25 protein-coding genes are annotated in these 25,687 nt (G+C 67.2%); 7 read left to right on the plus strand and 18 right to left on the minus strand.

The features are described 5' to 3' along the window. Window positions 1-41: 41 nt before the first annotated feature. Entirely contained in the window at window positions 42-2,249 is a 2,208-nt protein-coding gene (gene ppk1, locus BLV15_RS01880; protein WP_090224133.1) for a polyphosphate kinase 1, read from the minus strand. Window positions 2,250-2,267: 18 nt separating this feature from the next. Continuing rightward, window positions 2,268-3,281 (minus strand): porphobilinogen synthase, encoded by a 1,014-nt coding sequence (hemB, locus tag BLV15_RS01885; protein ID WP_090224135.1) that lies wholly within the window; start codon window positions 3,279-3,281, stop codon window positions 2,268-2,270. Window positions 3,282-3,499: 218 nt separating this feature from the next. Here hemB and BLV15_RS01890 point away from each other — a divergent pair, with 218 nt between their 5' ends. Further along, the gene (locus BLV15_RS01890; RefSeq protein ID WP_090224137.1) at window positions 3,500-4,054 is read left to right on the plus strand and encodes a DedA family protein; all 555 of its coding nucleotides are present in this window, start codon (window positions 3,500-3,502) and stop codon (window positions 4,052-4,054) included. Between the two features lie 117 nt (window positions 4,055-4,171). Beyond that, entirely contained in the window at window positions 4,172-4,825 is a 654-nt protein-coding gene (gene elbB, locus BLV15_RS01895; RefSeq protein ID WP_090224139.1) for an isoprenoid biosynthesis glyoxalase ElbB, read from the plus strand. Between the two features lie 11 nt (window positions 4,826-4,836). Here elbB and BLV15_RS01900 read toward each other — a convergent pair whose 3' ends face one another. Genes BLV15_RS01900 through BLV15_RS01915 form a run of 4 tightly spaced genes read right to left on the minus strand, consistent with a single transcriptional unit; the run spans window position 4,837 to window position 8,432 of the window. Further along, a complete protein-coding gene (locus BLV15_RS01900) occupies window positions 4,837-5,286 on the minus strand; it encodes a YaiI/YqxD family protein (RefSeq protein WP_090224141.1) in 450 nt (149 codons plus the stop codon). Between the two features lie 11 nt (window positions 5,287-5,297). Beyond that, window positions 5,298-5,930: a homoserine/homoserine lactone efflux protein gene (gene rhtB, locus BLV15_RS01905; protein WP_090224142.1), complete on the minus strand. Its 633-nt coding sequence runs from the start codon at window positions 5,928-5,930 to the stop codon at window positions 5,298-5,300. A gap of 16 nt (window positions 5,931-5,946) precedes the next feature. Beyond that, entirely contained in the window at window positions 5,947-6,528 is a 582-nt protein-coding gene (locus BLV15_RS01910) for a mechanosensitive ion channel family protein (protein WP_090224144.1), read from the minus strand. After that, entirely contained in the window at window positions 6,525-8,432 is a 1,908-nt protein-coding gene (locus tag BLV15_RS01915) for an ATP-binding cassette domain-containing protein (RefSeq protein ID WP_090225170.1), read from the minus strand. Before BLV15_RS01915 ends, BLV15_RS01910 begins: the two co-directional genes overlap by 4 nt. A 50-nt stretch (window positions 8,433-8,482) precedes the next feature. Here BLV15_RS01915 and BLV15_RS01920 point away from each other — a divergent pair, with 50 nt between their 5' ends. Next, window positions 8,483-8,917, plus strand: coding sequence for a TIGR02444 family protein (locus BLV15_RS01920; protein ID WP_090224145.1), 435 nt, complete (start codon window positions 8,483-8,485; stop codon window positions 8,915-8,917). Window positions 8,918-9,140: 223 nt separating this feature from the next. Here the strand turns inward: BLV15_RS01920 and BLV15_RS01925 are convergent, their stop codons facing one another. The 8 genes from BLV15_RS01925 to BLV15_RS01960 all read right to left on the minus strand — a co-directional run bounded on the left by BLV15_RS01925 (window position 9,141) and on the right by BLV15_RS01960 (window position 17,110). Continuing rightward, window positions 9,141-10,697 carry an alpha/beta hydrolase-fold protein gene (locus tag BLV15_RS01925; RefSeq protein ID WP_090224147.1) on the minus strand — a complete coding sequence of 519 codons (1,557 nt, stop codon included), beginning with the start codon at window positions 10,695-10,697 and terminating at the stop codon, window positions 9,141-9,143. Then, window positions 10,691-13,141 (minus strand): TonB-dependent siderophore receptor, encoded by a 2,451-nt coding sequence (locus tag BLV15_RS01930; protein ID WP_090224149.1) that lies wholly within the window; start codon window positions 13,139-13,141, stop codon window positions 10,691-10,693. Before BLV15_RS01930 ends, BLV15_RS01925 begins: the two co-directional genes overlap by 7 nt. 98 nt (window positions 13,142-13,239) lie before the next feature. After that, window positions 13,240-14,190: a FecR domain-containing protein gene (locus BLV15_RS01935; RefSeq protein ID WP_175534269.1), complete on the minus strand. Its 951-nt coding sequence runs from the start codon at window positions 14,188-14,190 to the stop codon at window positions 13,240-13,242. After that, complete coding sequence (locus tag BLV15_RS01940) at window positions 14,187-14,720, minus strand: sigma-70 family RNA polymerase sigma factor (protein ID WP_407072471.1); 534 nt, start codon at window positions 14,718-14,720, stop codon at window positions 14,187-14,189. The genes BLV15_RS01935 and BLV15_RS01940 overlap by 4 nt, the downstream gene beginning before the upstream one ends. Window positions 14,721-14,820: 100 nt before the next feature. Further along, window positions 14,821-15,492 (minus strand): tRNA (guanosine(46)-N7)-methyltransferase TrmB, encoded by a 672-nt coding sequence (trmB, locus tag BLV15_RS01945; protein ID WP_217632872.1) that lies wholly within the window; start codon window positions 15,490-15,492, stop codon window positions 14,821-14,823. Between the two features lie 136 nt (window positions 15,493-15,628). Continuing rightward, entirely contained in the window at window positions 15,629-16,423 is a 795-nt protein-coding gene (locus tag BLV15_RS01950) for a thiazole synthase (protein ID WP_090224156.1), read from the minus strand. A gap of 19 nt (window positions 16,424-16,442) precedes the next feature. After that, complete coding sequence (thiS, locus tag BLV15_RS01955; RefSeq protein WP_090224157.1) at window positions 16,443-16,643, minus strand: sulfur carrier protein ThiS; 201 nt, start codon at window positions 16,641-16,643, stop codon at window positions 16,443-16,445. Between the two features lie 92 nt (window positions 16,644-16,735). Then, window positions 16,736-17,110 carry a DUF423 domain-containing protein gene (locus tag BLV15_RS01960; RefSeq protein ID WP_090224159.1) on the minus strand — a complete coding sequence of 125 codons (375 nt, stop codon included), beginning with the start codon at window positions 17,108-17,110 and terminating at the stop codon, window positions 16,736-16,738. 131 nt (window positions 17,111-17,241) lie between these two features. On the opposite strand from BLV15_RS01960, the gene mtgA reads away from it, so the two are divergent. Then, on the plus strand, window positions 17,242-17,949 hold the full coding sequence (gene mtgA, locus BLV15_RS01965) for a monofunctional biosynthetic peptidoglycan transglycosylase (RefSeq protein ID WP_090224160.1): 708 nt from the start codon (window positions 17,242-17,244) through the stop codon (window positions 17,947-17,949). A gap of 72 nt (window positions 17,950-18,021) precedes the next feature. Here the strand turns inward: mtgA and rpoH are convergent, their stop codons facing one another. The 4 genes from rpoH to ftsY form a co-directional block, all read right to left on the minus strand. Continuing rightward, on the minus strand, window positions 18,022-18,876 hold the full coding sequence (gene rpoH, locus BLV15_RS01970) for an RNA polymerase sigma factor RpoH (RefSeq protein ID WP_090224162.1): 855 nt from the start codon (window positions 18,874-18,876) through the stop codon (window positions 18,022-18,024). Between the two features lie 158 nt (window positions 18,877-19,034). Next, on the minus strand, window positions 19,035-20,054 hold the full coding sequence (gene ftsX / locus BLV15_RS01975) for a permease-like cell division protein FtsX (RefSeq protein WP_090224163.1): 1,020 nt from the start codon (window positions 20,052-20,054) through the stop codon (window positions 19,035-19,037). Further along, window positions 20,051-20,719, minus strand: coding sequence for a cell division ATP-binding protein FtsE (ftsE, locus tag BLV15_RS01980; protein ID WP_090224165.1), 669 nt, complete (start codon window positions 20,717-20,719; stop codon window positions 20,051-20,053). The genes ftsX and ftsE overlap by 4 nt, the downstream gene beginning before the upstream one ends. After that, the gene (gene ftsY, locus BLV15_RS01985) at window positions 20,716-21,987 is read right to left on the minus strand and encodes a signal recognition particle-docking protein FtsY (RefSeq protein WP_090224167.1); all 1,272 of its coding nucleotides are present in this window, start codon (window positions 21,985-21,987) and stop codon (window positions 20,716-20,718) included. The genes ftsE and ftsY overlap by 4 nt, the downstream gene beginning before the upstream one ends. A gap of 248 nt (window positions 21,988-22,235) precedes the next feature. Here ftsY and BLV15_RS01990 point away from each other — a divergent pair, with 248 nt between their 5' ends. Genes BLV15_RS01990 through rsmD form a run of 3 tightly spaced genes read left to right on the plus strand, consistent with a single transcriptional unit; the run spans window position 22,236 to window position 25,685 of the window. Continuing rightward, a complete protein-coding gene (locus BLV15_RS01990; RefSeq protein WP_090224169.1) occupies window positions 22,236-23,594 on the plus strand; it encodes a M16 family metallopeptidase in 1,359 nt (452 codons plus the stop codon). After that, a complete protein-coding gene (locus tag BLV15_RS01995) occupies window positions 23,587-25,080 on the plus strand; it encodes a M16 family metallopeptidase (protein WP_090224171.1) in 1,494 nt (497 codons plus the stop codon). Before BLV15_RS01990 ends, BLV15_RS01995 begins: the two co-directional genes overlap by 8 nt. Further along, a complete protein-coding gene (gene rsmD, locus BLV15_RS02000) occupies window positions 25,080-25,685 on the plus strand; it encodes a 16S rRNA (guanine(966)-N(2))-methyltransferase RsmD (RefSeq protein WP_090224173.1) in 606 nt (201 codons plus the stop codon). The genes BLV15_RS01995 and rsmD overlap by 1 nt, the downstream gene beginning before the upstream one ends. Window positions 25,686-25,687: the final 2 nt, after the last annotated feature.

A 25,687-nucleotide genomic window follows, 5' to 3' on the forward strand; every position in this document is an offset into this window, starting at 1 on the left:
CCGGGTGTCCGGGCGAGTGACGGGAAACCCTGGCGCGTTGCTCAGCGCGCGGTCACCGAATTCGTCAGCCGATCGAACAGCGTGGCCTGTGCGTTGCGCGAGTTCTGGTTGCCGGTCGGGCTGCAGCGCACGTAGCTGCCGTCCGACTGCAGCGCCCAGGCCTGGGAGTTGTCGGTCAGGTACGACTCCAGCTCCTTCTTCACCCGCGTGATCAGCTTCTTGCCCTCCACCGGGAAGCAGGTCTCGATGCGCTTGTCGAGGTTGCGCTCCATCCAGTCGGCGCTGGAGAGGAAGATCTTCTCGTCGCCGCCGTTGAGGAAGTAGTAGATGCGGCTGTGTTCGAGGAACCGGCCGATGATGGAGCGCACCTGGATGTTGTGCGAAACACCCGGCACACCCGGACGCAGGCAGCACATGCCGCGCACCACCAGGTCGATCTTCACGCCCGCCTGGCTGGCCTTGTACAGGGCGCGGATGATCTTTGGATCGGTCAGCGAGTTGACCTTGGCCATGATCTGCGCCGGACGCCCTTCGCTGGCGGCGACGCCCTCGCGGTTGATCATCTCCAGCAGGTTCTTCTTCAGGGTGAACGGCGCATGCAGCAGCTTCTTCATGCGCAGCGTCTTGCCCATGCCGATCAACTGGTTGAACAGCTTGTGCAGGTCCTCGCAGAGCGCCACGTCGGCGGTCAGCAGGCTGTAGTCGGTGTACAGCTTGGCATTGCCGGCGTGGTAGTTGCCGGTGCCGAGGTGCGCGTAGCGGCGCAGCTCGCCGTTCTCGCGGCGCAGGATCAGCATCATCTTGGCGTGGGTCTTGAAACCGACCACACCGTAGATCACCACCGCGCCGGCAGCCTGCAGGCGGCTCGCCAGTTGCAGGTTGGACTCCTCCTCGAAACGCGCGCGTAGCTCGATCACCGCGGTGACCTCCTTGCCGTTGCGCGCGGCATCGACCAGCGCATCGACGATCTCCGAGTTGGCCCCGGAGCGGTACAGCGTCTGCTTGATCGCCAGCACGCTGGGGTCCTTGGCGGCCTGACGCAGCAGGTCGATCACCGGGGTGAAGGACTCGAACGGGTGCATCAGCAGGTAGTCGAGCTTGCCGACCACGTTGAACAGGTTGTCGCGGTTCTGCAGCTGCTTTGGAATCAGCGGGGTGAACGGCGCGTACTGCAGCTCGGGATGGCTGTCGAGGCCGGTGATGCTGAACAGGCGCGTCAGGTTGACCGGCCCGTTGACCTTGTACAGCTCGCTTTCGGACAGGCCGAACTGCTTGAGCAGGTAGTCGGTGAGCGGCTTCGGACAGCTTTCCACCACCTCGACGCGCACGGCATCGCCGTAGCGCCGCGAGAACAGTTCGCCGCGCAGCGCACGCGCCAGGTCCTCGACGTCCTCGGCATCGACCGACAGATCGGCGTTACGCGTCAGGCGGAACTGGTAGCAACCCTTGACCTTCATGCCGTGGAACAGCTCGTCGGCATGCGCGTGGATCATCGAGGAGAGGAACACGAAGTTGTCGCCGGCGCCGCCGACGTCCTCGGGCACGCGGATCACCCGCGGCAGCAGCCGCGGCGCCGGAATGATCGCCAGGCCGGAGTCGCGACCGAAGGCGTCCATCCCCTCCAGCTCGACGACGAAGTTCAGGCTCTTGTTCACCAGCAGCGGGAACGGGTGCGTCGGGTCGAGGCCGATCGGCGTGATGATCGGCGCGATCTCGTCGCGGAAATAGCGGCGGACCCAGGCCTTCAGCTTCGGCGTCCAGTAGCGGCGACGGATGAAGTTGACGTTGTGCTTGGCCAGTTCCGGCAGAAGGATGTCGTTGAGGATCGCGTACTGGCGGTTGACCTGCTCGTGCACCAAGTCGGCGATCCGCGCCAGCGCCTGGTGTGGCTGCAGGCCATCGGCGCCGGCCTGCTCGCGGGCGAAGGTGATCTGCTTCTTCAGCCCGGCGACGCGGATTTCGAAGAACTCGTCGAGGTTGCTGGAAAAGATCAGCAGGAACTTCAGCCGTTCCAGCAGCGGCTGGGACTCGTCCAGCGCCTGCTCCAGCACGCGGATATTGAACTGCAGCTGCGACAACTCGCGGTGGATGTACAGGCTGCTGTCGTCGACCCCCGGAACCGGCGCGGCCGGCTCGGCGGGGGCCACCTCGGGCAGCGCCTCCGCGGGCGGGGTTTGCGGCGTCTCGGCGATGGCCGGGGCCGGCACCTCGTCGAGCGGGGTTTCAGTGAGTCCTTCGCTGCTGTTCATCGAGTCTCCTGCGTGATCTCAATGCCCTTGCTTGAGGGCCTTGGCCGCGTGTTTGGCGAAATAGGTGAGGATGCCGTCGGCACCGGCGCGCTTGAAGGCGATCAGCGATTCCATGATCACCGCCTCGGACAGCCAGCCGTTCTGGATGGCCGCCATGTGCATCGCGTACTCGCCGCTGACCTGATAGACAAAGGTCGGCACGCGGAATTCGTCCTTCACCCGGCGCAATACGTCGAGGTAGGGCAAGCCCGGCTTGACCATGACCATGTCGGCGCCTTCGGCGAGGTCGAGGGCGACTTCGTGCAGCGCCTCGTCACCGTTGGCCGGGTCCATCTGATAGTTGTACTTGTTGCCCGAACCGAGGTTTCCGGACGAGCCGATGGCGTCACGGAACGGGCCGTAGTAGGCACTGGCGTACTTGGCCGAGTAGGCCATGATCCGCACGTTCGGATGCTCGGCCACCTCCAGCGCCTCGCGCATCGCCTGGATGCGCCCGTCCATCATGTCCGACGGCGAGACGATGTGCGCGCCGGCCTCGGCGTGGGACAGGGTCTGCTTGACCAGCGCGTCGATGGTGATGTCGTTCTGCACGTAGCCGTCGGCGTCGATGATGCCGTCCTGGCCGTGCGTGGTGTACGGGTCGAGCGCCACGTCGGTCATCACGCCCAGCTCGGGGAAGCGCTCGCGCAGCGCGCGGATCGCCCGCTGCACCAGGCCATCGGGATTCCAGGCTTCGGCGGCGTCGAGGGATTTGCGCTCGACCGGGATGAACGGGAACAGGTCGATCAAGGGAATCCCCAGCTCGACCAGCTCTTCGGCGTCGATCAGCAACTGGTCGATCGACAGCCGCTCGACGCCGGGCATCGAGGCGACCGGCTCGCGGCGATTCTCGCCATCGAGGATGAACACCGGGAGGATCAGGTCATCCACGCTCAACTGGTTCTCCCGCACCAGACGACGGGAAAACTCGTCGCGGCGGTTGCGCCGCAGGCGGGTGGCAGGGAACAGGCGATTGGCGGGGGTAAAACTCACGGCGGACTCCAGACCCGCACGAGCGGGCACAGTGTGACGGTTATAGGCCGTCATTATGACCCTTTGATGACGGCAGGTGCCGCAAAGGCACTCAAGCGAACATTGTCACCAGCCCGGCGCGATCCGTCGAGCGACCGGGCGCATTGATCCGCGTGCTTTTCCGTGCGGCCGCGATAGGAGTAGGCTGCGCCCTACCTTTTTCCGGCTTAACCCCCGCCATGCTCGAACACCTGCTGGAGAATTTCGGCTACATCGCCCTGTTCCTGGGCACCTTCTTCGAGGGCGAGACGATCCTGGTGGTAGCCGGTTTCCTGGCCTTTCGCGGCTACCTGAACGTGCAACTGGTGGTGCTCACCGCCTTCCTCGGCAGCTACGCCGGCGACCAACTGTGGTTCTACCTGGGACGCCGCCACGGCCGCGCGATCCTGCAACGTCGTCCGCGCTGGCAGGTGCTGGGCGACCGGGCACTGACCTACTTTCGCCGCCATCCCGACCTCTGGGTGCTGGGTTTCCGCTTCGTCTACGGCCTGCGCACGGTCATGCCGGTGGCGATCGGCCTGTCCGGTTATTCACCCGGACGCTACCTGCTGCTCAACGCCCTCGGCGCGCTGGTCTGGGCCACCGTACTGACCGTGGCCGCCTATCACTTCGGCGCCGCCCTCGAAGGGCTGCTCGGCAACCTGCGCCGCTACGAGCTCTACGTGCTTGGCGCGCTGCTGCTCGGCGGCGTCCTGCTGTGGCTGCGCCGCCTGCACCTGGCGCGTCGCGGCTGAGCCTCGCCCCGCCGCATCGCGCCGGTGGCTGAACCGCCGCACAATCGTGACATCCATATGAATGACGGCCCTGCAGTTGCCGGCGCCGAAGCGTTCCACCTGCCCAGGAGAATGGCGATGAGCAAGAAAGTAGCGGTGATCCTTTCCGGTTGCGGCGTCTATGACGGCGCGGAAATCCACGAAAGCGTGCTCACCCTGCTGCGCCTCGACCAGCGTGGCGCGCAGGTGCAATGCTTCGCGCCGAACATCGCCCAGTTGCAGGTCGTCGACCACCTCACCGGCGACGAGGTGTCCGAGACGCGCAACGTGCTGGTCGAGTCGGCGCGCATCGCCCGCGGCCAGATCAAGGACCTGCGCGAAGCCAAGGCCGAGGCGTTCGATGCGCTGATCGTGCCTGGCGGTTTCGGCGCGGCGAAGAACCTCTGCGATTTTGCCGTCAGCGGCGCCAACATGAGCGTGCAGCCCGACGTGCTGGCGCTGGCCCAGGCCTTCGCCGCTGCCGAAAAGCCCATCGGGCTGATGTGCATCGCGCCGTCGATGGCGGCGAAGATCTTCGGTGAAGGCGTCACCTGCACCATCGGCAAGGACGCCGACACGGCGGCGGCGCTGACCCAGATGGGCGCGCGGCACGAGGAGTGCGAGGTGGACAACATCGTCGTCGACCCCGAGCACAAGCTGGTGACCACGCCGGCCTACATGCTCGCCCAGTCCATCGCGGAAGCGGCCGCCGGGATCAACAAGCTGGTGGACCAGGTCCTGGAAATGGCCTGAGAAGCCGGCGCCTAACGCATCAACTGCACGAGCAGCCGATCCAGCGTATTGGCGAAGGCCTGGCGATCGCGCTCCGAATAGGCCGCCGGACCGCCGCCAGCCTGGCCCTGCTCGCGCAGGTCGGTGAACAGGTTGCGCACCGCCAGGCGCTCGCCCATGTTGCGCTCGTCGAACACCTTGCCGCGCGGGTCGAGCGCCAGCACGCCCTTCTTCACCAGCCGGTCGGCCAGGGGCACGTCGCTGCAGATCACCAGATCGCCGGGCTCTGCGTGCTCGACCAGGTAATCGTCGGCGGCGTCCGGGCCGCTCGGCACCACGATCAACTGCACCAGCGCGAAGGCCGGTTTTATCTGCGGCTGGCCCGCTACCAGCAGCACCTGGAAGCGCCGCTTGAGGGCGAACTTGACCACCTGCTCCTTCGCCGCCTTGGGGCAGGCGTCGGCATCGATCCAGACGCGCATCGGCGTTTCGCTCACACCACGGCCCGGCGCACCGTCGCCAGCAAACCGGCGGCGCCGACGAACAGCACGGCGAAACTGCGGTTCATCAGGCGCTGCTGGCGCGGCGTGCGCAGCAGGCGCAAAACCCGCGAAGCGAGGCCGGTGTAGCCGGCCATGACGATCAGGTCGACGACGATCATGGTCGCGCCGAGCACCAGGTACTGCCCCATCAGCGGCTGCGCAGGATCGATGAACTGCGGCAGCACCGCGAGCATGAAGACGATCGCCTTGGGGTTGCTGGCATTCACCAGGAAGCCGCGCAGGACCAGGCTCAGCGGCCGGCCGATGGGTCGTGCGGCAGCGGCATCCGGCAGGTCGGCGGGCAGCGCGCGCCATTGCTTGATCGCCAGCCACACCAGGTAGACGACGCCGAACCACTTGATCAGGGCGAAGGCCAGCGCCGAGGTGGCCAGCACCGCGCCGACACCGGCGGCGACGATGGCGATCTGCAGCGCCAGGCCAACCTGCAGCCCCAGCGCATTCCAGTAGCCGCGCCAGAATCCGTACTGCAGGCCCGCCGACATCGAGGCGATGGCCCCGGCGCCGGGGGACAGGCTGATGACCCAACAGGCCACCAGGAACGCAAGCCAGGTATGCAGTGCCATGGGACTTACCTTCCGATCATTCGTCGCGGTTGGAGAATAGGGTGAAGGGTTCGGAGCCGCGCCAGCGGCGCACCGACTTCTGGAAGAACTGCGTGTTGGGGATTTGCACCGAGCAGGTGTTGCCGTGCTCGTCGACTTCTTCAAGGGTGGTGAAGAGCAGGTTGATCGAGGCGACGCGGCCCTTGATGCCGGGCTTGTCCGAGGCGTCCAGCACCTCGACCACGTCGCCTAGGCGGAACGGCCCGACGGTGAAGATCAGCACCGCGCAGAACAGGTTGGAGAGCACGCTCCAGATCGCGAAGAAGGCCACCGCAGCCACCGCGATGAAGCCCGACACCGCCGTCCAGAGCACGGTCACCGACACGCCGAGGCGCTCGAGCACCATGATGAAGGCGCTGCCCATGATGAACCAGCGCAAGCCGCCGCGCAGCGGCAGCAGCAGCTCCACCGGCAGCTGGTAGCGCTCGCCGAGGCGCGTCAGCCCCCGCCATACCAGGCGCTGCAGGATGTAGGCGACCAGCACGATGAGCAGGATCTTCAGCCCTTCGAACACCGGCTGCAGCCAGCTCTGCTGCAGGAACAGGTAGACCTCGTTCACGATGCCGCCTCCAGTTCGCGCTGCAACCCTTCGAGGACCTCCAGCGCCTCCAGCCAGCGCTCCTCCAACTCGCCCTCACGCGCCTTGAGGCTCGTCTGGCTGGCCAGCAGATCGCGCAGCTCGTCCTTGCGTCCCGCCTCGTAGAGCGCCGCGTCGCCGAGCCGGGTTTCCAGCGCGGCGAGCTTCTCCTGCACCTCGCCGAGCTGTTTCTCCAGCTTGTCGGCCTCGCGCTTGTGCGGTGCCAGTTGCTGACGCAACGCCGCGGCGGCCTGCCGCTGGGCGCGCTTGTCGGTCTTGTCCGCGCCGCTGGCAACCGCCACCGGCTGCTGCCGCGCGCGGTAGTCCAGCAGCCAGCGGGCGTAATCCTCGAGATCGCCGTCGAAGGCCTGCACGCGCCCATCGGCGACCAGCAGGAATTCGTCGGTGGTGCTCTTGAGCAGGTGCCGGTCGTGGCTGACCACCAGCACGGCGCCCTCGAAATCCTGCAGCGCCATGGTCAGCGCGAGGCGCATCTCCAGGTCGAGGTGGTTGGTCGGTTCGTCGAGCAGCAACAGGTTCGGCTTGCCCCAGGCGATCAGCGCCAGCGCCAGGCGGGCCTTCTCGCCACCGGAGAAATTCAGCACAGGCTCGTCGCAGCGCGGGCCACGGAAGTCGAAGCCACCGAGGAAATCGCGCAGGGTCTGCTCGCGCTCGCCAGGGGCGATGCGCTGCAGGTGCAGCAAGGGGCTGGCCTTGTCGTCGAGGGCGTCCAGCTGGTGCTGGGCGAAGTAGCCGATGACCAGGTTCTCGCCGCGCGTCAGGCGCCCGCCGAGCGGCTGGATCTCGTCGGCGAGGGTCTTGATCAGCGTCGACTTGCCGGCGCCGTTCGGCCCGAGCAGACCGATCCTCGCGCCCGGCACCAGTTGCAGCTTGACCGCCTCCAGCACCGCGCGCTCGCCGTAGCCGAGACGGCCCTCGGCGAGGTCGAGCAGCGGGCTGGAGACCTTGTCGGCCTCGCGGAAGACGAAATCGAAGGGCGAATCGATGTGCGCCGGCGCCAGTTCCTCGAGTTTCTCCAGCGCCTTGATCCGGCTCTGCGCCTGGCGCGCCTTGCTGGCCTTGGCCTTGAAGCGGCGAATGAAGCTTTCCATGTGCGCACGCTGCGCCTGCTGCTTCTCGAACGCCTGTTGCTGCTGCGCCATGCGCTCGGCGCGAGTGCGTTCGAAGGCCGAATAGCCGCCGCGGTAGAGGGTCAGCTTGCGCTGTTCGAGGTGGACGATCTGGTCGACCACGGCGTCGAGGAAGTCGCGGTCGTGGGAGATCAGCACCAGGGTGCCGGGATAGCTCTTCAGCCAGCCTTCGAGCCAGAGGATGGCGTCGAGGTCGAGGTGGTTGGTCGGTTCGTCGAGCAGCAGCAGGTCGGACGGCCGCATCAGCGCCTGCGCCAGGTTCAGGCGCATCCGCCAGCCGCCGGAGAAGTCGCCGACCGGGCGCTCCATCTGTTCGTTGGAGAAGCCCAGCCCGGCCAGCAGCTTGCGCGCACGGGCGTCGGCGCTGTAACCATCGGCGTTGTCCAGTTCGGTGTGCAGCCGCGCCAGGGCGGCGCCGTCGTGGCTGGCCTCGGCGACGGCCAGCCCGCGCTGCACGCGGCGCAACTCGAGGTCGCCGTCGAGCACGTAGTCCACTGCCAGGCGATCGAGGGTCTCGATCTCCTGGCGCATGTGCGCGATGCGCCAGTCGGCGGGCAACTGGCAGTCGCCGGCGTCCGGCCCCAGTTCGCCGCGCAGCAGCGCGAACAGGCTGGATTTGCCGGCGCCGTTGGCACCCACGAGGCCGGCCTTCTGGCCGGGGTGCAGGGTCAGCTCGGCGCCTTCGAGCAGGCGCTGCGGACCGCGCTGCAAGGTAAGATTCTGTAGTCGTATCATGATGGCGGCGGAGTTTATCAGCTTCGCCCCCACCCCGCCCGGAGTGCCGAATGCCCGCCGATCTATGGAGTTTCGCCCTCGCCCGCTACGCCCGTCCCGGCGTGGAAAGCGCCTGCCTGACGCTGCAGGCCGAGGGCGCGGACGTCTGCCTGCTGCTCTGCGGCGCCTGGCTCGGCGAACGCCGCGTGAGCTGCACGGCGGCGCGCGCGGAGCAGTTGAAGGCGCAGGCGAAACCCTGGCAGGCCACCGTAGTCACGCCGCTGCGCCAGCTTCGCCAGAGCTGGAAAGCCGCGGCGGCCAGCGACGCCGCACTGGCCGAACTGCGCGAGCAGGTCAAGGCGCTGGAACTGCGGGCCGAGCGCGAACTGCTGCGCCGGCTGGAATCCGCCTCCGCAGATTGGCCGGAAGACGCTGGCGAAACCACGCACTACTGGCTGCGCGAACTCGCCGGCTTCGATCACCCGGCGCTGCAATCCCTGCTGTAGGGCGGCTGAAACCCGCGATCGCAGACGCAGGGCGATGCGACAAGCGTTTCGTAGGGTGCGCCGCGCGCACCACCCACCGCCGGGGCCATTCGGTGCGCGCGGCGCACCCTACGAAGGGATTCATCCGCGCATAAAAAAGCCGCCCAACGGGCGGCTCGAGGCCAGGCAGGCCGGAAGTCAGGGGAGCGTGTGACGCTCTGGGGCGCCATTCTAGCCGAAGACACTAGCCCTGCGGGCGTCCAAGTAGCGCGATCAGTCCGTCGGCGAGGGTGCCGCGCCAGTTCAGGTAGTCGTGACCGCTGGCCCATTCGCGGTGGATCACCGGATAGCCCTTCGCCCGCAGCACGTCGCGCAGGTGGCGAGTGGTTTCGAAGATGCCGCTCTGGCCCACACCGCCCTCGAACTGCCCAGCCTCCAGATAGAAACGCAGCGGCAGCCTCGGCGCGGCGATGTATTCGCGGGTCAGCCATTGCGCCTCGCCCCCCGGCGGCGCCCACCAGAACGACCCGGACTGGCTGAGCACGTTGCCGAACACCTGCGGATAACGCAACGCCGCATAGGCCGAAGCCAGCCCGCCGTAGCTGGAGCCGCCGATCACCGTGCGTTCCGCCGCGGCGCTGATACCCTGCCGACGCAGCCAGGGCGTCAGCTCCTCGCCGAGGAAATGCGCGAAATCCGGGTTCGGCGGCAGCTCGGCGGCGCGACTCTGCGGGCTCGGATTGTCGATCAGCACCACCGCGGTGGGTGGGATCTGGCCGGCAGCGATCAGGTTGTCGAGGATGGTCGGTGTCGACACCTTGCCCAGGTAGGCTTCGGCATCGAACAGGTAGAGCAGCGCATTGCCCTTGGCGCCGGGTCGATAGCCGGCGGGCCGGTACAGATAGACCGAGCGCGTGTTGCCCAGCGCCATGCTGGCGAAGCTGTGTCGCTGCAGGCTGCCCCTGGCCACACCGGGCCGTGGGGCAATCCAGGGCTGCGGCGGTGCCTCGGCGAGCTCCAGCACCGAGTCGTACTGATAGGCATCCGGGCCTCTTTCCGGGAAGGCGCCGCGGTTCAGCGGATCGGCCTGAGCGGTGGCGAGGATCGCCCGGCGCCGGGTCATGGCGTCGGCATCCAGTTCAGGAACGTCCGGCGCCAGTTGATAGGACAGCCGCGTCTGCCGCGGCAGCTCGAAGGTCTTGAACCAGACATCCGAATCGCCCAGCCGCTGCAACGCGGCGTGTTCGTAGCCGGGGCCGCCGAACAGCCGCACGTTGTGCCGCGCGCCCCGCCAGAGGAAGGTCACCCGATCCTGCTGCGCGTCCAGCGCCTCCACCAGCGGCGTACCGCGAACCGCCATCTCGCGCCAGAACGCTTCGCTGTCACCGCCGCGCGCCAGTTCGTCCTGCAGCGCGCGCAGGCGCGGACTGGCGAGCCTCTCCTTCGGCGCCCGTTGCGCCGTCAGCGGCACCACCGGCTGCAACTCCAGCCGGTAGTCGGCCGCCGGCGCGCCGCTCAGTTGCAGGCGAAAGGTGCCGCCGGCCGGCGCGACCAGCATGAAGCTGCGGCGGCCACCCTGCGACGGTACCAGCCGCCGCAGATGAGCACCTTCGGTGTCCTGCAGGTCGAGGCCCAGGCCGGCGCCGGGCAGCTCGCCGGTGAGGTAGTCGCCGGCATTCAGGCTCAACGGGATGCGCTTGCCGCCCTGCGCATCCAGTTGGCCGACGTAGGCGCGCTCGGCGGCGGCCAGCGGTTCCAGCACCACAAGCGCAAGCAACAGGATCGCCAGCCGCCTCACCATGCGTAGTTCACGCTGGCGGTAAGGGTACGGCTGGAGCCGTAGAAGCAGGTGTCCACCGCGGCGCAGGAGGCGGCGTATTGCTTGTCGGCGAGGTTGCTGGCGTTGATCTGCAGCGAGGCGCCGGCAAGTTCTGGCGCCAGGTACTTCAGCTCGTAGCCGAGCATCGCATCGAGCAGCAGGATCGACGGCACCTTGTAGGTGTTCGCCGCGTTGCCGTAGCTGGAGCCGACGTAACGCGCGCCGCCGCCGATGGACAACCCGGCCAGCGGCGCGGCGTCGAAACGGTAGGTGGCCCAGGCCGACGCCAGATGGTTGGGCTGACGCGCCGGCTGATTGCCTTCGATGCCGGTCTGCTCCGACTTGCTCACCTTCGGCTGAAGGAAGGTGTAGGAACCGATCAGCTCCCAGTTCGACAGCACACGGCCGCGCGCTTCCAGCTCCAGCCCGTGGGTTTTGATTTCACCGGTCTGGGTGTTGTAGCCATTGACGCTGTCGTAGGTGACCACGTTGCGCTGCGCCAGATCGAACAACGCCGCACTGAACAGCGCCTCGCTGCCCGGCGGCTGGTACTTCAGGCCCAGTTCGGTCTGCTTGCCGGAGGTTGGCTTGAACGGCGATGAGCCAGGTGCACCGCTGCTCAGCACCGGCTCGAACGAGGTGCTGTAGCTGAGGTACGGCGAGATACCGTTGTCGAAGGCGTAGAGCAGCCCGGCGCGGCCGGTGAACTTGTCGTCGTCGACGGTCACGCGGCTGCCGCTGAGGTGGTTGTCGGTGACCACTTCGGAGCGGTCCTGGCGCCCGCCGATCATCAGGTTCCAGCCGCCCAGCTCGATCTGGTCCTGCAGATAGATGCCCAGTTGCTCGGCCTTCTGGCTCTGGTCGGTGTTCACCGTCAGGCTGCCGAGGGTGATGCCGTAGACCGGGTTGCGGATGTCCAGCGGATACTCGCCGGAATAGCTCAGGTCACGCGCGCCCCAGGTGTCCAGGTGGGTGCGCTTGTAGTCGGCGCCGGCGAGCAGGGTATGCGCCAGGGCGCCGGTCTGCAGGTCGAACTGCAACTGGTTGTCGATGACGAACTGGCGCATGTCCTCGGTGTTGTCGGCCGGTTGCCGTTCGAGGGTGTAGGCATTGCTCATGAACTGGAAAACCATCTGCCGGTAGTGGCCGTTCTCCTTGAGCAACCGAGCATTCTGGCGGAAGGTCAGCGCATCGTTGAAGCGGTGTTCGAACAGGTAGCCGAGGCTGGTCTGCTCGCGGGTCGACTTGTACCAGTCCGGATCCCCGACATCCAAGTGCCGCGACAGCCGCCCGTATGGGCCCGAGTTGGCGACGCCGGCGGTCGGCCAGAAGTTGCGATAACCGGCCTCGGGATCGTTCTGGTAGTAACCGAGCAGGGTCAGACGGGTGTCTTCGTCTGGGCTCCAGGTCAGCGCAGGAGCGAACGCCTGGCGTTCCTCCTCGACGTGATCGACTTCGTTCTGGCCCTTGCTGGCCACACCATTGAAGCGATACAGCCAGTCACCCTGCTCGTCCAATTGGCCATTCAGGTCGATGGCGCCGTTGACCAGCGAATCGCTACCAGCGCCCAGTTGCACGGCATTCTTCGCCGCCAGGGAGGGACGCTTGCTGACCATGTTCAGCAACCCGCCGGGGGTCGCCTGGCCATAAAGCACCGAAGCAGGGCCATGGATCAGCTCCACCCGCTCGAGCATCCAGGGATCGATCTGCGAGTAGGATTCGCCGCCGAAGCTGAGGCCGTCGAGGTAGGTAGGCAGGTAACCGAAACCACGCGCGAAGACTTCGTCGACCCGGTGCGAGGAACCACGGTATTCGGTGAACACGCCGCTGGTATAGCGCAGCGCCTGGGCCACGTTGGTCACTGCCTGATCGTCCATCTGGTCGCGGGTGACCACGGAAATCGCCTGCGGCGTCCTGATCAGCGGCGTGTCGGTCTTGGTGCCCGCGGCGCTGCGCTTGGCCAGGTAGCCATCGAGCGGACCGCTGGCGTCCTGCTCCGCCATGCCGGTGACAGTATTGCCGCCCAGTTGCATTGCCGAGGATTCGCCCAGCGGGCGCAGTACGAACACGCCATCGCCACTCGGCACCGCCTGCAGGCTGCTGCCTTCGAGCAACTGGCGGAACCCCTCGCGGGTCGTCCAGTTGCCGCGCAGACCGACGCTGCGCTTGCCGCGCACCTGATCGGGCGAAAGCGTCAGGCTGACTCCGGCCTGCTCGGCGAAACGCGAAAGCACCTCGCCCAGGTCTCCGGCGGGAATCGCATAGTTCGCGGTTTCGACCTGCGTCGCCTCGGCGGCGTGCAGCGACGGCTGCCACACACCGGCGCCCAACAGGCCGACGATCAGCAGGTTGCGGCGCACGGCCTGGCGCAACGGTTCATGGCGCGCGAAGATCGCGGGAGGATGGAGCGGCGCGGTGCTGTTCATGCAGTATCTCGTCTGGTTGGCAGTGGAGTTCTGCCGCCTTGACACACGAGAACCGCAAAGGGGACAGCCAGACCGAAAATTATCGTCCGCGACCCGGCTTACACCGGAACGACGCTCACCCAGTAGCGCGTGCGGTACTGGACGCGCACCGGCAGGGCGGCCGCCAGGCTGTCCAGCACCGGGCCACTGTTGTCCAGCTGGAAGGTTCCGGACAGGCGCAGCTCGGCAACCCGCGGATCGCACAGCAGCCAGCCCGTCCGATAGCGCGCCAGCTCGGCGACGAACTCGCCCAGACGCATGTCGGCCGCGCGCAGCACGCCGCGGGTCCAGTCCGCCGCATGGGCCGATGCCTGGCCCAGCGGCCCGACGCCAGCCCGCGTCAGCAGCGCCTGCTGTCCTGCCCGCAGCCAGGCACCGTCGCCCGGCGCATCCTGCGGCACCAACTGCAACGCACCGGACAGCACGCTGACGCGGCTGCCGGGCGCCATCTGGCGGATGACGAACGTCGCCTGCTCGGCGATCACTTCGCCACCACAGCTCTCCACCACCAGCGACCGGCAGACACCTGCCGTGCAGTCGCGTGCGGCGTCCACCTGCATCTCGCCGCGCAACAGGGTCACGCGACGGCAGTCGGCGTCGAAGCGCACGCTGATGGCCGAGCCGCTGTTGAGCTCGATGCGCGTGCCGTCCTGCAATTGCAGGCGACGGCGCTCGCCCACCGCCGTGCGGTAATCGGCGAACCAAGCCTGTTCGCGGGCCATCATCCACCCCGCCGGCAACGCGGCGCCGAGCACCAGTACGGACTTCAGCACGCCGCGGCGGCTCTGGCGACGCGAGCGGGCCAGGGTCTGCATTCCCAGCGCCGAAGGCAGTGACCCGAAGCGCTGGCTGACCTGCAACGCCTGCTGCCAGGCGGCTTCGTGCTCCGCATGGCTGGCCCGCCAGCGCTGGCAAGCGTCATGATCGGCGGGGCTGGCGTCGGTGGATTGCAGTTGAACGAACCAGCACGCCGCCTCGTGCACCACCTGCGGGGAAACCGGACCGCTCACGCGAGGGCCAGCATGCAGTGGGCCAGGCCCTGGGCGACATAACGCTTCACGCTGCGCTCGCAGACACCCAGGCGCTGGCCGATCTCGGCGTAACCGACGCCTTCGAGCTGGGCCAGCAGGAACGCCTGGCGTACCGCGCCGGGCAGGCCATCGAGCATGGCGTCGATTTCGTGCAGCGCTTCGATCAGCAGCCACTGCTGCTCGGGCGACGGCACGTCCGCCTCGGGCAGCAACGCCAGCGCCTGCAGCCACGCACGCTCCAGAGACTGGCGGCGGTAGTGGTTGAGCAGCACGCGCTTGGCGACGGTGGTCAGGTAGGCGCGCGGCTCGCGCAACTCGTCCTGGCAGAAGACGGTCTGCCGCTTGCCGGCGGCGATCAGTACGCGGATGAAGGTGTCTTGCGCCAAGTCCGCCGCCTCGCAGGCGTTGCCCAGACGATAGGACAGCCAGCCGCATAGCCAGCCGTGGTGACGTTGGTAGAGCGAACCGATTTCACGATTGAGCGCGGCTTGGGGTGTGGGCACGGCGATTTCCGAGCGCCACTAGGGCGCCGACGCAGGTAGGAATTATTCTCAATTGTGACCTGCAACGGTATCGCAATGCAATTGGTACGCTACGCACCAGATACGCTCAGTCGATACGCTCGAACTTGAGGTCCCAGACGCCGTGGCCGAGGCGCTCGCCGCGGCGCTCGAACTTGGTCACAGGGCGCTCCTGGGGGCGCGGCACGTACTGCCCGTCCGCGGCCTGGTTGCGATAACCAGGCGCGGCGTTCATCACCTCGAGCATGTGCTCGGCGTAGGGCTGCCAGTCGGTGGCCATGTGCAGCACGCCGCCAAGCTTGAGCTTGCTGCGCACCAGTTCGGCGAACGCCGGCTGGACGATGCGCCGCTTGTGATGGCGCGCCTTGTGCCAGGGGTCGGGGAAGAACAGCAGCACGCGCTCGAGGCTGGCGTCGGCGACGCACTGGCGCAGCACCTCCAGGGCGTCGCAGCTGTACACGCGGACATTGTCCATGCGCTGGGTGAGCAGACCGTTGAGCAACGCACCGACGCCCGGCCGGTGTACCTCGACGCCGATGAAGTCCTGCTCCGGCGCGGCGGCAGCCATTTCCAGGGTCGAATGGCCCATGCCGAAACCGATCTCGAAGGTGCGCGGTGCCCGACGCCCGAACACCTCATCGAAGTCGCGCAGACCGTCGCCCAGCTCCAGGCCGAACTTCGGCAGGCCCTGTTCGAGACCGCGCTGCTGGCCCTCGGTCATGCGTCCGGCACGCATCACGAAGCTCTTGATGGTGCGCATCGGGCGTTCGGCTTCGAGGGCGATGGGGCTTTCGGACGGTTCGGTCATGCGGGTTGTTTCCGTGGCGCGAAGAGGCGCGGCGTACCTGAAGGTGCGCCGCGTCGAAGGAAAGGGCGCGTCGCGCGCGCCCGGGGATTCAGCGGATCAGCCCGTCGAGCGGCGACGAGGCGCTGGCGTAGAGTTTCTTCGGCATGCGTCCGGCGAGGTAGGCCAGTCGCCCGGCCTCGATGGCGTATTTCATCGCCTCGGCCATCAGCACCGGCTTCTGCGCGTGGGCGATGGCGCTATTCATCAGCACCGCCTCGCAGCCCAGCTCCATGGCGATGGTGGCATCGGAGGCGGTGCCGACGCCGGCGTCGACCAGCACCGGAACCGGCGATTCCTCGAGGATGATGCGCAGGTTGTACGGGTTGCAGATGCCCAGCCCGGTGCCGATCAGTCCGGCCAGCGGCATCACCGCGATGCAGCCGATTTCTGCAAGCTGACGGGCGATGATCGGGTCGTCACTGGTGTAGACCATCACGTCGAAACCGTCGGCGACCAGGGTTTCCGCCGCCTTGAGCGTTTCGATCACGTTCGGGAAGAGGGTCTTCTGGTCGGCCAGCACTTCCAGCTTGACCAGCTTGTGGCCGTCCAGCAGTTCGCGCGCCAGGCGGCAGGTGCGCACCGCCTCTACGGCGTCGAAGCAGCCGGCGGTGTTCGGCAGGATGGTGTAGCGCGACGGCGGAATCACGTCGAGCAGGTTCGGCTCGCCGGGGTTCTGGCCGAGGTTGGTGCGCCGCACGGCGACGGTGACGATCTCCGCGCCGGAGGCTTCGATGGCGGCGCGGGTTTCCTCCAGATCCTTGTATTTTCCGGTGCCGACCAGCAGGCGCGACTGGTAGGTACGACCGGCCAGGACGAAAGGCTTGTCGTTGGGGACTGCGCTCATGGGGAAACTCCTCGTGCGGTTAACCGCCACCGATGGCATGGACGACCTCGACCTGGTCGCCTTCGGCCAGCGACGTGCTGGCGTGCTGGCTACGCGGAACGATGTCCAGATTGAGCTCGACGGCCACCCGGCGCCCGACCAGATCGAGGCGCACGAGCAGGTCCGCGACGGTCTGGCCGTCCGGGAGCTCGAAGGATTCGCCGTTCAACTGGATATGCATGGGCTGGAATGGTCGCGATTTTACGGGGTCGGCATTCTAGCCCGATCGCCCCGGTGGACCAAGGGCATCGGGCACCATTCGTCCCGGAACGATCAGGGGGTGAGGCGCCAGGCGCTCAGCCCCAGGCACGCCCAGCCAACCAGGAAGGCCACGCCGCCGATCGGGGTGATGATGCCGAGCTTGCCGATGCCGATCAGGGTCAGCACATAGAGGCTGCCGGAAAACAGCAGGATGCCGAGAACGAAGGCGCCGCCGGCGATGCTCAGCAGTCGGCTCGGCGCATGCAGCGAGAGCAGCGCAACGCCGAACAGGGCGAGGGCGTGGATCATCTGGTAATGCACGCCGGTCTGGAACACCGCGAGGTATTCGGCGCTGAGGCGGCTCTTCAGGCCATGCGCCGCGAATGCGCCAAGGGCCACGCCGGTGAAACCGAAGAACGCAGAAAGCATCAGATGCAGGCGCAGCATGTGTAACTCCAGATGGCGGGAATGCGCCGCTATAATGGCGCGCTGCACCGATTATTCCTATTCCGGATCGGACCTGTCGCGACCCTCAGTCGCAGCCTGTCGACCGGCCCACAACGGATTGAGGCCAGCCCATGCTCCGAACGCTGTACCGTCGCCTGGTCAAGCTTTTACTTGGCTTCGTCGCCCTCAGCGCCCTGCTGGTACTGGTACTTCGCTGGGTACCGCCGCCGTTCACCGCGCTGATGGTGGAGCGCAAGATCGAGTCGTGGAACGACGGTGAGCCGATCGATCTGCAGCGCACCTGGCGGCCCTTGAAACAGCTGCCGGACGACCTGAAGATCGCCGTGATCGCTGGCGAGGACCAGAAATTCGCCGAGCACTGGGGCTTCGACGTCGCGGCGATCCAGGCGGCGATGGCGCACAACGAACGCGGCGGCTCGCTACGCGGCGCCAGCACGCTGAGCCAGCAAACGGCGAAGAACCTGTTCCTCTGGTCCGGTCGCAGCTGGCTGCGCAAGGGCCTGGAAGTGTGGTTCACCGGCCTGCTGGAGCTGCTCTGGCCGAAGCAGCGGATCCTCGAGGTCTACCTCAACAGCGTCGAGTTCGGTAACGGCATCTTTGGCGCCGAGGCCGCGGCGCAGCATCACTTCGGCATCGGCGCCGCCTACCTCTCGGCGCGTCAGGCCAGCCTGCTCGCCGCAGTGCTGCCGAACCCGCGCGAATGGAGCGCCAGCCGACCCAGCGCCTACGTCAGCCGCCGAGCCAGCTGGATTCGCCAGCAGAGCCGGCAACTGGGCGGCAGCGACTACCTGATGGCGCTCAAAGGCCGGCTGCCCTGAGGTCGTCCCGGATCGGCGAATCGCAGACAGAAAAAAGCCGCACCCAGGTGCGGCTTTTTCATTACCGGTCGCTTACGCCTGGATCGAGCCCTTGAGCTTGTTCATGGCGTTCTTCTCCAGTTGGCGGATGCGCTCGGCGGAGACGTTGTACTTGGCCGCCAGGTCATGCAGGGTCGCTTTCTCCTCGGCCAGCCAACGCTGCTGGAGGATGTCGCGGCTGCGCTCGTCGAGGCCTTCCAGCGCCTCGTAGAGACCGGCAGAGGAACTGTCGCTCCAGTCGGCGTCTTCCATCTGCATGGCCGGGTCGTAGCGGTGGTCTTCGAGGTAGTGCGCCGGCGACTGGAAGGCGCTGTCGTCGTCGGCATCCGCCGCCGGATCGAAGGCCATGTCGTGGCCGCTCAGGCGACTTTCCATCTCGCGCACTTCACGCGGCTCGACACCGAGGCTTTCCGCCACGCGCTGCACTTCGTCGTTGTTCAGCCAGGCCAGACGCTTCTTCTGGCTGCGCAGGTTGAAGAACAGCTTGCGCTGAGCCTTGGTCGTGGCGACCTTGACGATGCGCCAGTTGCGCAGGATGAACTCGTGGATCTCGGCCTTGATCCAGTGCACCGCGAAGGAAACCAGGCGCACGCCCATTTCGGGGTTGAAACGCTTCACGGCCTTCATCAGGCCGACGTTGCCTTCCTGGATCAGGTCGGACTGGTTCAGCCCGTAACCGGCGTAGCTGCGTGCGATGTGCACGACGAAGCGCAGGTGCGCGAGCACCATCTGCCGGGCCGCCTCGAGGTCCTGCTGGTAGAAGAGGCGTTCGGCCAGTTCGCGTTCCTGCTCCTGGGTCAGCAGCGGAATGCTGTTGACCGAGTGCACGTAAGCCTCCAGGTTCGAGCCTGGGACCAACGCACGCACAGGTTGCAATGAAGTGGTCATTCGAATCCTCCGATTCATCAAACGTCGGGCAGTTTATCACTGCAGCATTGGACTGCAAGACGGTCGCCAAGTTCCTTCCGGACCGATTGCTACAGGACCTTCAACCAATTGAAATATATAGGTTTTATCTATCTAAAAAGTGGATCTCGATGATCGGATCAGCGCGGTGCCAGCTCGCGCAGATGGCGCGCCACGGCCAGCCAGGCGCCGATGTAACCGAGGAACACCGCCCCCAGCAGCAACGACAGGCCGTCGTCGAGCGGCACGCCGGCGAGGGCGAAGTCGCTGTTGTACAGCCCCGCCAGACGCACCACCGCCTGGTTCAGCCAGTCCAGCCCAAAGGCCAGCACCAGCCAGGCCAGCAGCCCCGCGCCCAGGCCGTAGAGCGCGCCCATGTAAAGGAAGGGCCGGCGCACGTAGCTGTCGGTGCCGCCGACCAGCTTGATCACCTCGATCTCGGTGCGGCGGTTCTCGATGTGCAGGCGGATGGTGTTGCCGATCACCAGCAGCAGCGCCAGCACCAGCAGCACCGTGAGACCGAAGACGAAACGGTCGCCGAGGCCGAGGATCGCGGTGAGCCGCTCGACCCAGACCAGGTCGAGCTGCGCCTGCTGCACCTTGGGCAGCTCGGACAACGCCTGGCGCAGTGCTTCCAGGGCGGCCTTGTCGATCTCGTTGGGGGTCACCAGGACCACACCGGGCAGCGGGTTGTCCGGCAGTTCCTTAAGCGCCTGGCCGAGGCCGGATTGCTGCTGGAACTCGTCCAGCGCGCGTTGCCGGCTGATCCATTCGGCATCCGCGACGCCCGGCATCGTGGCGATGTTGTCGCGCATCGCCTCGCCGTCCTTGTCGGTGGCGTCCATCTGCAGATAGAGGGAAATCTGCGCGGCACGCTGCCAGGAACCGCCGAGGCGCTCGACGTTGCTCAGCAGCAGCGACAGGCCCATCGGCAGGCTCAGGGCGATGGCCATCACCAGGCAGGTGAAGAAGCTGCCGATCGGTTGCCGGCCGAGGCGCAGCAGGCTGTCCACCAGGCTCGCACGGTGGCTTTCCAGCCAGGCGTGCAGCAGGGTACGGAAGTCCGGGCCGTCGTCTTGGTTCTGCGGCTCCGGCTGCTGCTTGCGCGCAGCCCCGACGCGCTCGGACGGGTTGGGTGGTGGCATGCGGGTGGCGCTCATGCGGCCTCCCCGTCGCCGATCAGGCGTCCGCGCTGCAGGGTCAGCATGCGATGGCGCATGCGCGCGATCAGAGCCAGGTCGTGGCTGGCGATCAACACCGTGGTGCCAAGGCGGTTGATGTCCTCGAACACGCCCATGATCTCCGCGGCAAGGCGCGGGTCGAGGTTGCCGGTGGGTTCGTCGGCGAGCAGCAGCGCCGGGCGATGCACCACCGCGCGGGCGATGCCGACGCGTTGCTGCTGGCCGGTGGACAGGTCGGCCGGATACAGCTCGGCCTTGTCGTGCAGGCTGACGCGCTCCAGCGCGGTGCCGACGCGTTCGGCGATCTCGTCGCGGCCCAGGCCGAGGATCTGCAGCGGCAGTGCGACGTTGTCGAACACGGTGCGATCGAAGAGCAACTGGTGGTTCTGGAACACCACGCCGATCTGCCGGCGCAGGAAGGGAATCTGCGCGTTGGTGATGGTCGACAGGTCCTGCCCGGCGAGCAGCAGCTTGCCGGTAGTGGGTCGCTCCATCGCCAGCAGCAGACGCAGCAGGGTGCTCTTGCCGGCACCGGAATGGCCGGTGACGAAGAGGAATTCGCCGCGCTTCACACGGAACGACAGCTCGTGGATGCCGACATGGCCATTGGGATAGCGCTTGCCGACCTGGTCGAAACGGATCATGCGGGGGTTTTCTCCGAGAACAGCGCCTTGACGAAGGCCTCGGCCTCGAAGTCGCGCAGGTCATCGATGCCTTCGCCGACACCGATGTAGCGGATCGGCAGGCCGAACTGCTTGGCCAGGGCGAAGATCACCCCGCCCTTGGCGGTGCCATCGAGCTTGGTCAGGGCCAGGCCGGTGAGCGCGACCGCCTGGTTGAACTGCTTGGTCTGGTTGATCGCGTTCTGCCCGGTGCCGGCGTCGAGCACCAGCAGCACCTCGTGCGGCGCCGCCTCGTCGAGCTTGCCGATCACCCGGCGGACCTTCTTCAGTTCTTCCATCAGGTTGTCTTTGGTGTGCAGACGCCCGGCCGTGTCGGCGATCAGCACGTCGACGCCGCGCGCCTTGGCGGCCTGCACCGCATCGAAGATCACCGAGGCAGAATCGGCGCCGGTGTGCTGGGCGATCACCGCGATGTTGTTGCGCTCGCCCCACACCTGCAGCTGTTCCACGGCCGCGGCGCGGAAGGTGTCGCCGGCGGCGAGCATGACTTTCTTGCCTTCGAGCTGCAGCTTCTTGGCCAGCTTGCCGATGGTGGTGGTCTTGCCGGCGCCGTTCACGCCGACCACCAGGATCACATAGGGACGGACCTGCGCCGGAATCCGCAGCGGCTGCTCGACCGGAGCGAGCAGCGCGGCCAGTTCGTCCTGCAGCGCCTTGTACAGCGCGCCGCTGTCGGCCAGCTCCTTGCGCGCCACGCGCTTGGTCAGGCTCTGCATGATCGCCGAGGTGGCCTCGACGCCGACGTCGGCGGTCAGCAGGCGGGTTTCCAGTTCGTCGAGCAGGTCGTCGTCGATCGCCTTCCTGCCGAGAAACAGGCTGGCCATGCCTTCGCCGAGACTGGCGCTGGTCTTCGACAGGCCCTGCCGGAGACGGGCGAAGAAACCGGCCTTGTCGGCGGGCCTGGCGACTTCAGCCGGCGCGGCGGGGATTGCCTCGGGCTCGGCCATGGACGCCTGCGGCAAGGGCGCAGGTGCGACCTCGGGCGCCGCTTCGGCGAGGGTTTCGGGCCGGCTTTCCTGCGCCGCAGGCTGCGGCGCGCCGGGGCTCGGCAGCGGCTCGGCGGCGGCTTCTTCGAGGCTCGGTTCGGCCTCCGCCCGTGGGGCGATCGGGGTTGTCTCTACCGAAGGCGTTCCGGCGCTTTCCTGCGGCTTCTTGCGCAGCCAGCCGAACAGTCCTTTCTTCTCTTCCGGGGCGACCGGGGGCTTCTTGTCGTCGTTGGAACCAAACATGGGGACGGGTATCTCAAGGGAGCGCCGCGCCGGCGGGCTCGTCCAAACATATAAAGAGGGCGTCGGCCGAACGGGGCGAAACGAAAGGGACGACACCCTGGCGACTCGAGCAGGTTTTCCGCCACCCGCGAAGGCAGCGTCGCAGGGCGGCCCCGACAGGCATGGCCGCCGGGAAAATGGATGCGTATCCTAGCACCTCCTCGCCCGCTGAGGCTAAGACCCGGCGGCCCGCCCGAAAGGTCCATTCGATGAACAAAGCGCTTCTCTGCCGTGTCGCCGGCGTGCTCCTCGGCGCCCTCTGCATGCCGCTGCCGCTACTCGCCGCGGAACCCTCGCCCACCCACGAATTCAGCCTCGACAACGGCCTCAAGGTGCTGGTCCGCGAGGACCACCGCGCTCCCGTGGTGGTCTCCCAGCTCTGGTACAAGGTCGGCTCAAGCTACGAGCAGCCGGGTCGCACCGGGCTCTCCCACGCCCTCGAACACATGATGTTCAAGGGCAGCCGCAAGCTCGGCCCGGGCGAGGCCTCGCTGATCCTGCGCGACCTTGGTGCCGAGGAAAACGCCTTCACCAGCGACGACTACACCGCCTACTACCAGGTGCTGGCGCGTGATCGCCTGAACGTCGCCTTCGAGCTGGAGGCCGACCGTATGGCCGGACTCAAGCTGCCGGCCGACGAGTTCAGCCGCGAGATCGAAGTGATCAAGGAAGAACGCCGACTGCGCACCGACGACAAGCCGAACGCCCTCGCCTTCGAGCGCTTCAAGGCCATGGCCTACCCGGCCAGCGGCTACAGCATTCCCACCATCGGCTGGATGGCCGACCTCGAGCGCATGCAGATCGACGAACTGCGCGCCTGGTACCAGAGCTGGTATGCGCCGAACAACGCCACCCTCGTGGTGGTCGGCGACGTCAGCGCCGACGAGGTCAGGGCGCTCGCCCAGCGCTGGTTCGGCAACATCCCGAAACGCGCGGTGCCCTCCTCCAAGCGTCCGCTTGAGCTGGCCGAACCCGGCGAGCGCCGCCTGACGCTGCACGTGAAGACCCAGTTGCCGAGCCTGATCATGGGCTTCAACGTGCCAGGCCTGGCGACCGCCAAGGACCCGCGCGACGTCAACGCCCTGCGCCTGATCGGCGCGCTGCTCGATGGCGGCTACAGCGCTCGGCTGCCGTCGCGGCTGGAGCGTGGCGAGGAGTTGGTTTCCGGCGCGTCCGCCTGGTACGAGGCCTATACCCGCGGCGACAGCCTGTTCGTCGTCAGCGCCACGCCCAACGTGCAGACGGGCAAGACCCTGGCCGACACCGAAGCCGGCGTCTGGCGCCTGCTCGAGGAGCTGAAGAAAACCCCGCCGTCCGCCGAGGAACTGGCCCGCGTCCGCGCCCAGGTGATCGCCGGGCTGGTCTACGAGCGCGACTCGATCACCAGCCAGGCCAACACCATGGGCCAGCTGGAGAGCGTCGGCCTGTCCTGGAAGCTGATGGACCAGGAACTCGCCGATCTCGAAGCCGTGACCCCGGCGGACATCCAGGCCGCCGCCAGCACCTACTTCACCCGCACGCGGCTGAGCGTCGCCCACGTTCTGCCCGAGGAAGCCCACGATGAGTGAGTCCAGCAACGACCTGCGCCACAGCCTGTTCGGCCTCGTCCTGATCATTCTCATCGTGCTGCTGGCCGTGTACGTCAACCATGACCGCCAGCCCGCCGCGCAAGCCGCGACCCGCCAGAGCGAAGCGCCGGCCAGGCTCGAATCGCTGGCCGAGCTGGACAAGAAGGCGCCGAGCTACCGCAACCTGGACATCCAGAGCTGGCAGACCGCCGAGGGCGCCAAGGTGCTCTTCGTTGAGGCCCGCGAGGTGCCGATGTTCGACCTGCGCCTGACCTTCGCCGCCGGCAGCGCCCAGGACGGCGACGTGCCCGGCCTGGCCACGCTGACCAACGCGATGCTCAACGAAGGCGTCGCCGGCAAGGATGTCGGCGCCATCGCCGAAGGCTTCGAGGGCCTGGGTGCCGACTTCGGCAACGGCGCCTACCGCGACATGGCCATCGCCAGCCTGCGCAGCCTGAGCGCGGTCGACAAGCGCGAGCCGGCGCTGGCGCTGTTCGCCGAAGTGATCGGCAAGCCGACCTTCCCCGCCGACTCGCTGGCGCGGATCAAGAACCAGCTGCTGGCCGGCTTCGAGTACCAGAAGCAGAACCCCGGCAAGCTGGCCGGTGATGCGCTGTTCGAGCGCCTCTACGGCGACCACCCCTACGCGCACCCCAGCGACGGCAACGAGGCGACCCTCCCGGCGATCAGCCTGGAACAGCTGCGCGCCTTCCACCAGAAGGCCTATGCCGCCGGCAACGTGGTCATCGCACTGGTCGGCGACCTCTCGCGCAGCGAGGCCGAAGCCATCGCCGCGCAGGTCTCCAGCGCCCTGCCGAAAGGCCCGGCACTGGCGAAGATGGCCGAACCGCAGGCGCCGAAACCCGGCCTCAGCCATATCGAATTCCCCTCCAAGCAGACCCACATCCTGCTCGCCCAGCTCGGCATCAAGCGCGGCGACGCGGATTACGCGGCGCTGTTCATGGGCAACCAGATTCTCGGCGGCGGAGGTTTCGGCACCCGGCTGATGAAAGAGGTGCGCGAGAAACGCGGCCTGACCTACGGCGTCAGCTCCGGCTTCTCCGGCATGCAGGCGCGCGGCCCGTTCATGATCAGCCTGCAGACCCGCGCAGAGCAGAGCGAAGGCACGCTCGGGCTGGTTCAACAGATCGTCCGCGACTACCTCGCCGAAGGCCCCACGCAGAAGGAACTCGACGACGCCAAGCGCGAGCTGGCCGGCAGTTTCCCGCTGACCACCGCGAGCAACGCCAACATCGTCGGCCAACTGGGCGCCATGGGTTTCTACGACCTGCCGCTGAGTTATCTGCAGGACTTCATGAACCAGGCCCAGGCGCTGAGCGTCGAACAGGTCAGGGCGGCGATGGCGAAACACCTCTCCGCCGACAACTTCGTCGTCGTCACGGCCGGCCCCACGGTGGCGCAGAAGCCGTTGCCGGCGCCGACCGACAAACCCGCCGAACAGCCCCTCGGGGTCCCGGAGCACTGATGCGCGGACAGACCGTCAAACCCTCTCGTAGCGCCGCCAAGCCCCATGGCGGCACGGGATCGCTGCGCATCATCGGCGGCGAATGGCGCAGCCGGCGATTCGCCTTTCCCAACGGGCCGGCCCTGCGGCCGACCCCGGACCGGGTTCGCGAGACGCTGTTCAACTGGCTGGCGCCGTATATCGAGGGCGCCCGCGTGCTGGATGCCTACACCGGCAGCGGCGCGCTGTTCCTCGAAGCGCTGTCGCGCGGCGCCGGGCAGACCCTGGCGCTGGACACCAACGGCGAGGCGCTGGCCGCGCTACGCCAGCACCTCGACACCCTGGCCTGCGGGCGCGGGCAACTGGTCCAGGGTGACGCGCTGCGTTACCTGGAAAACCAGGCCGCGCAGCCGTTCGACGTGGTCTTCCTCGATCCGCCCTTCCACCAGAACCTGCTGCAGACCAGCTGCGAGCTGCTGGAAAACCGCGGCTGGCTGGCCGAACACGCGTGGATCTACACCGAAAGCGAAGGCGCCCCGTCAGGCCTGCCAATGCCGGCCAACTGGCGCCTGCACCGCGAGAAGAACGCCGGCCAGGTGCATTACGCGCTCTGGGAGCGCGGCTAGCG

This window comes from Pseudomonas kuykendallii (assembly GCF_900106975.1).
In the GTDB taxonomy this organism is placed as follows: domain Bacteria; phylum Pseudomonadota; class Gammaproteobacteria; order Pseudomonadales; family Pseudomonadaceae; genus Pseudomonas_O; species Pseudomonas_O kuykendallii.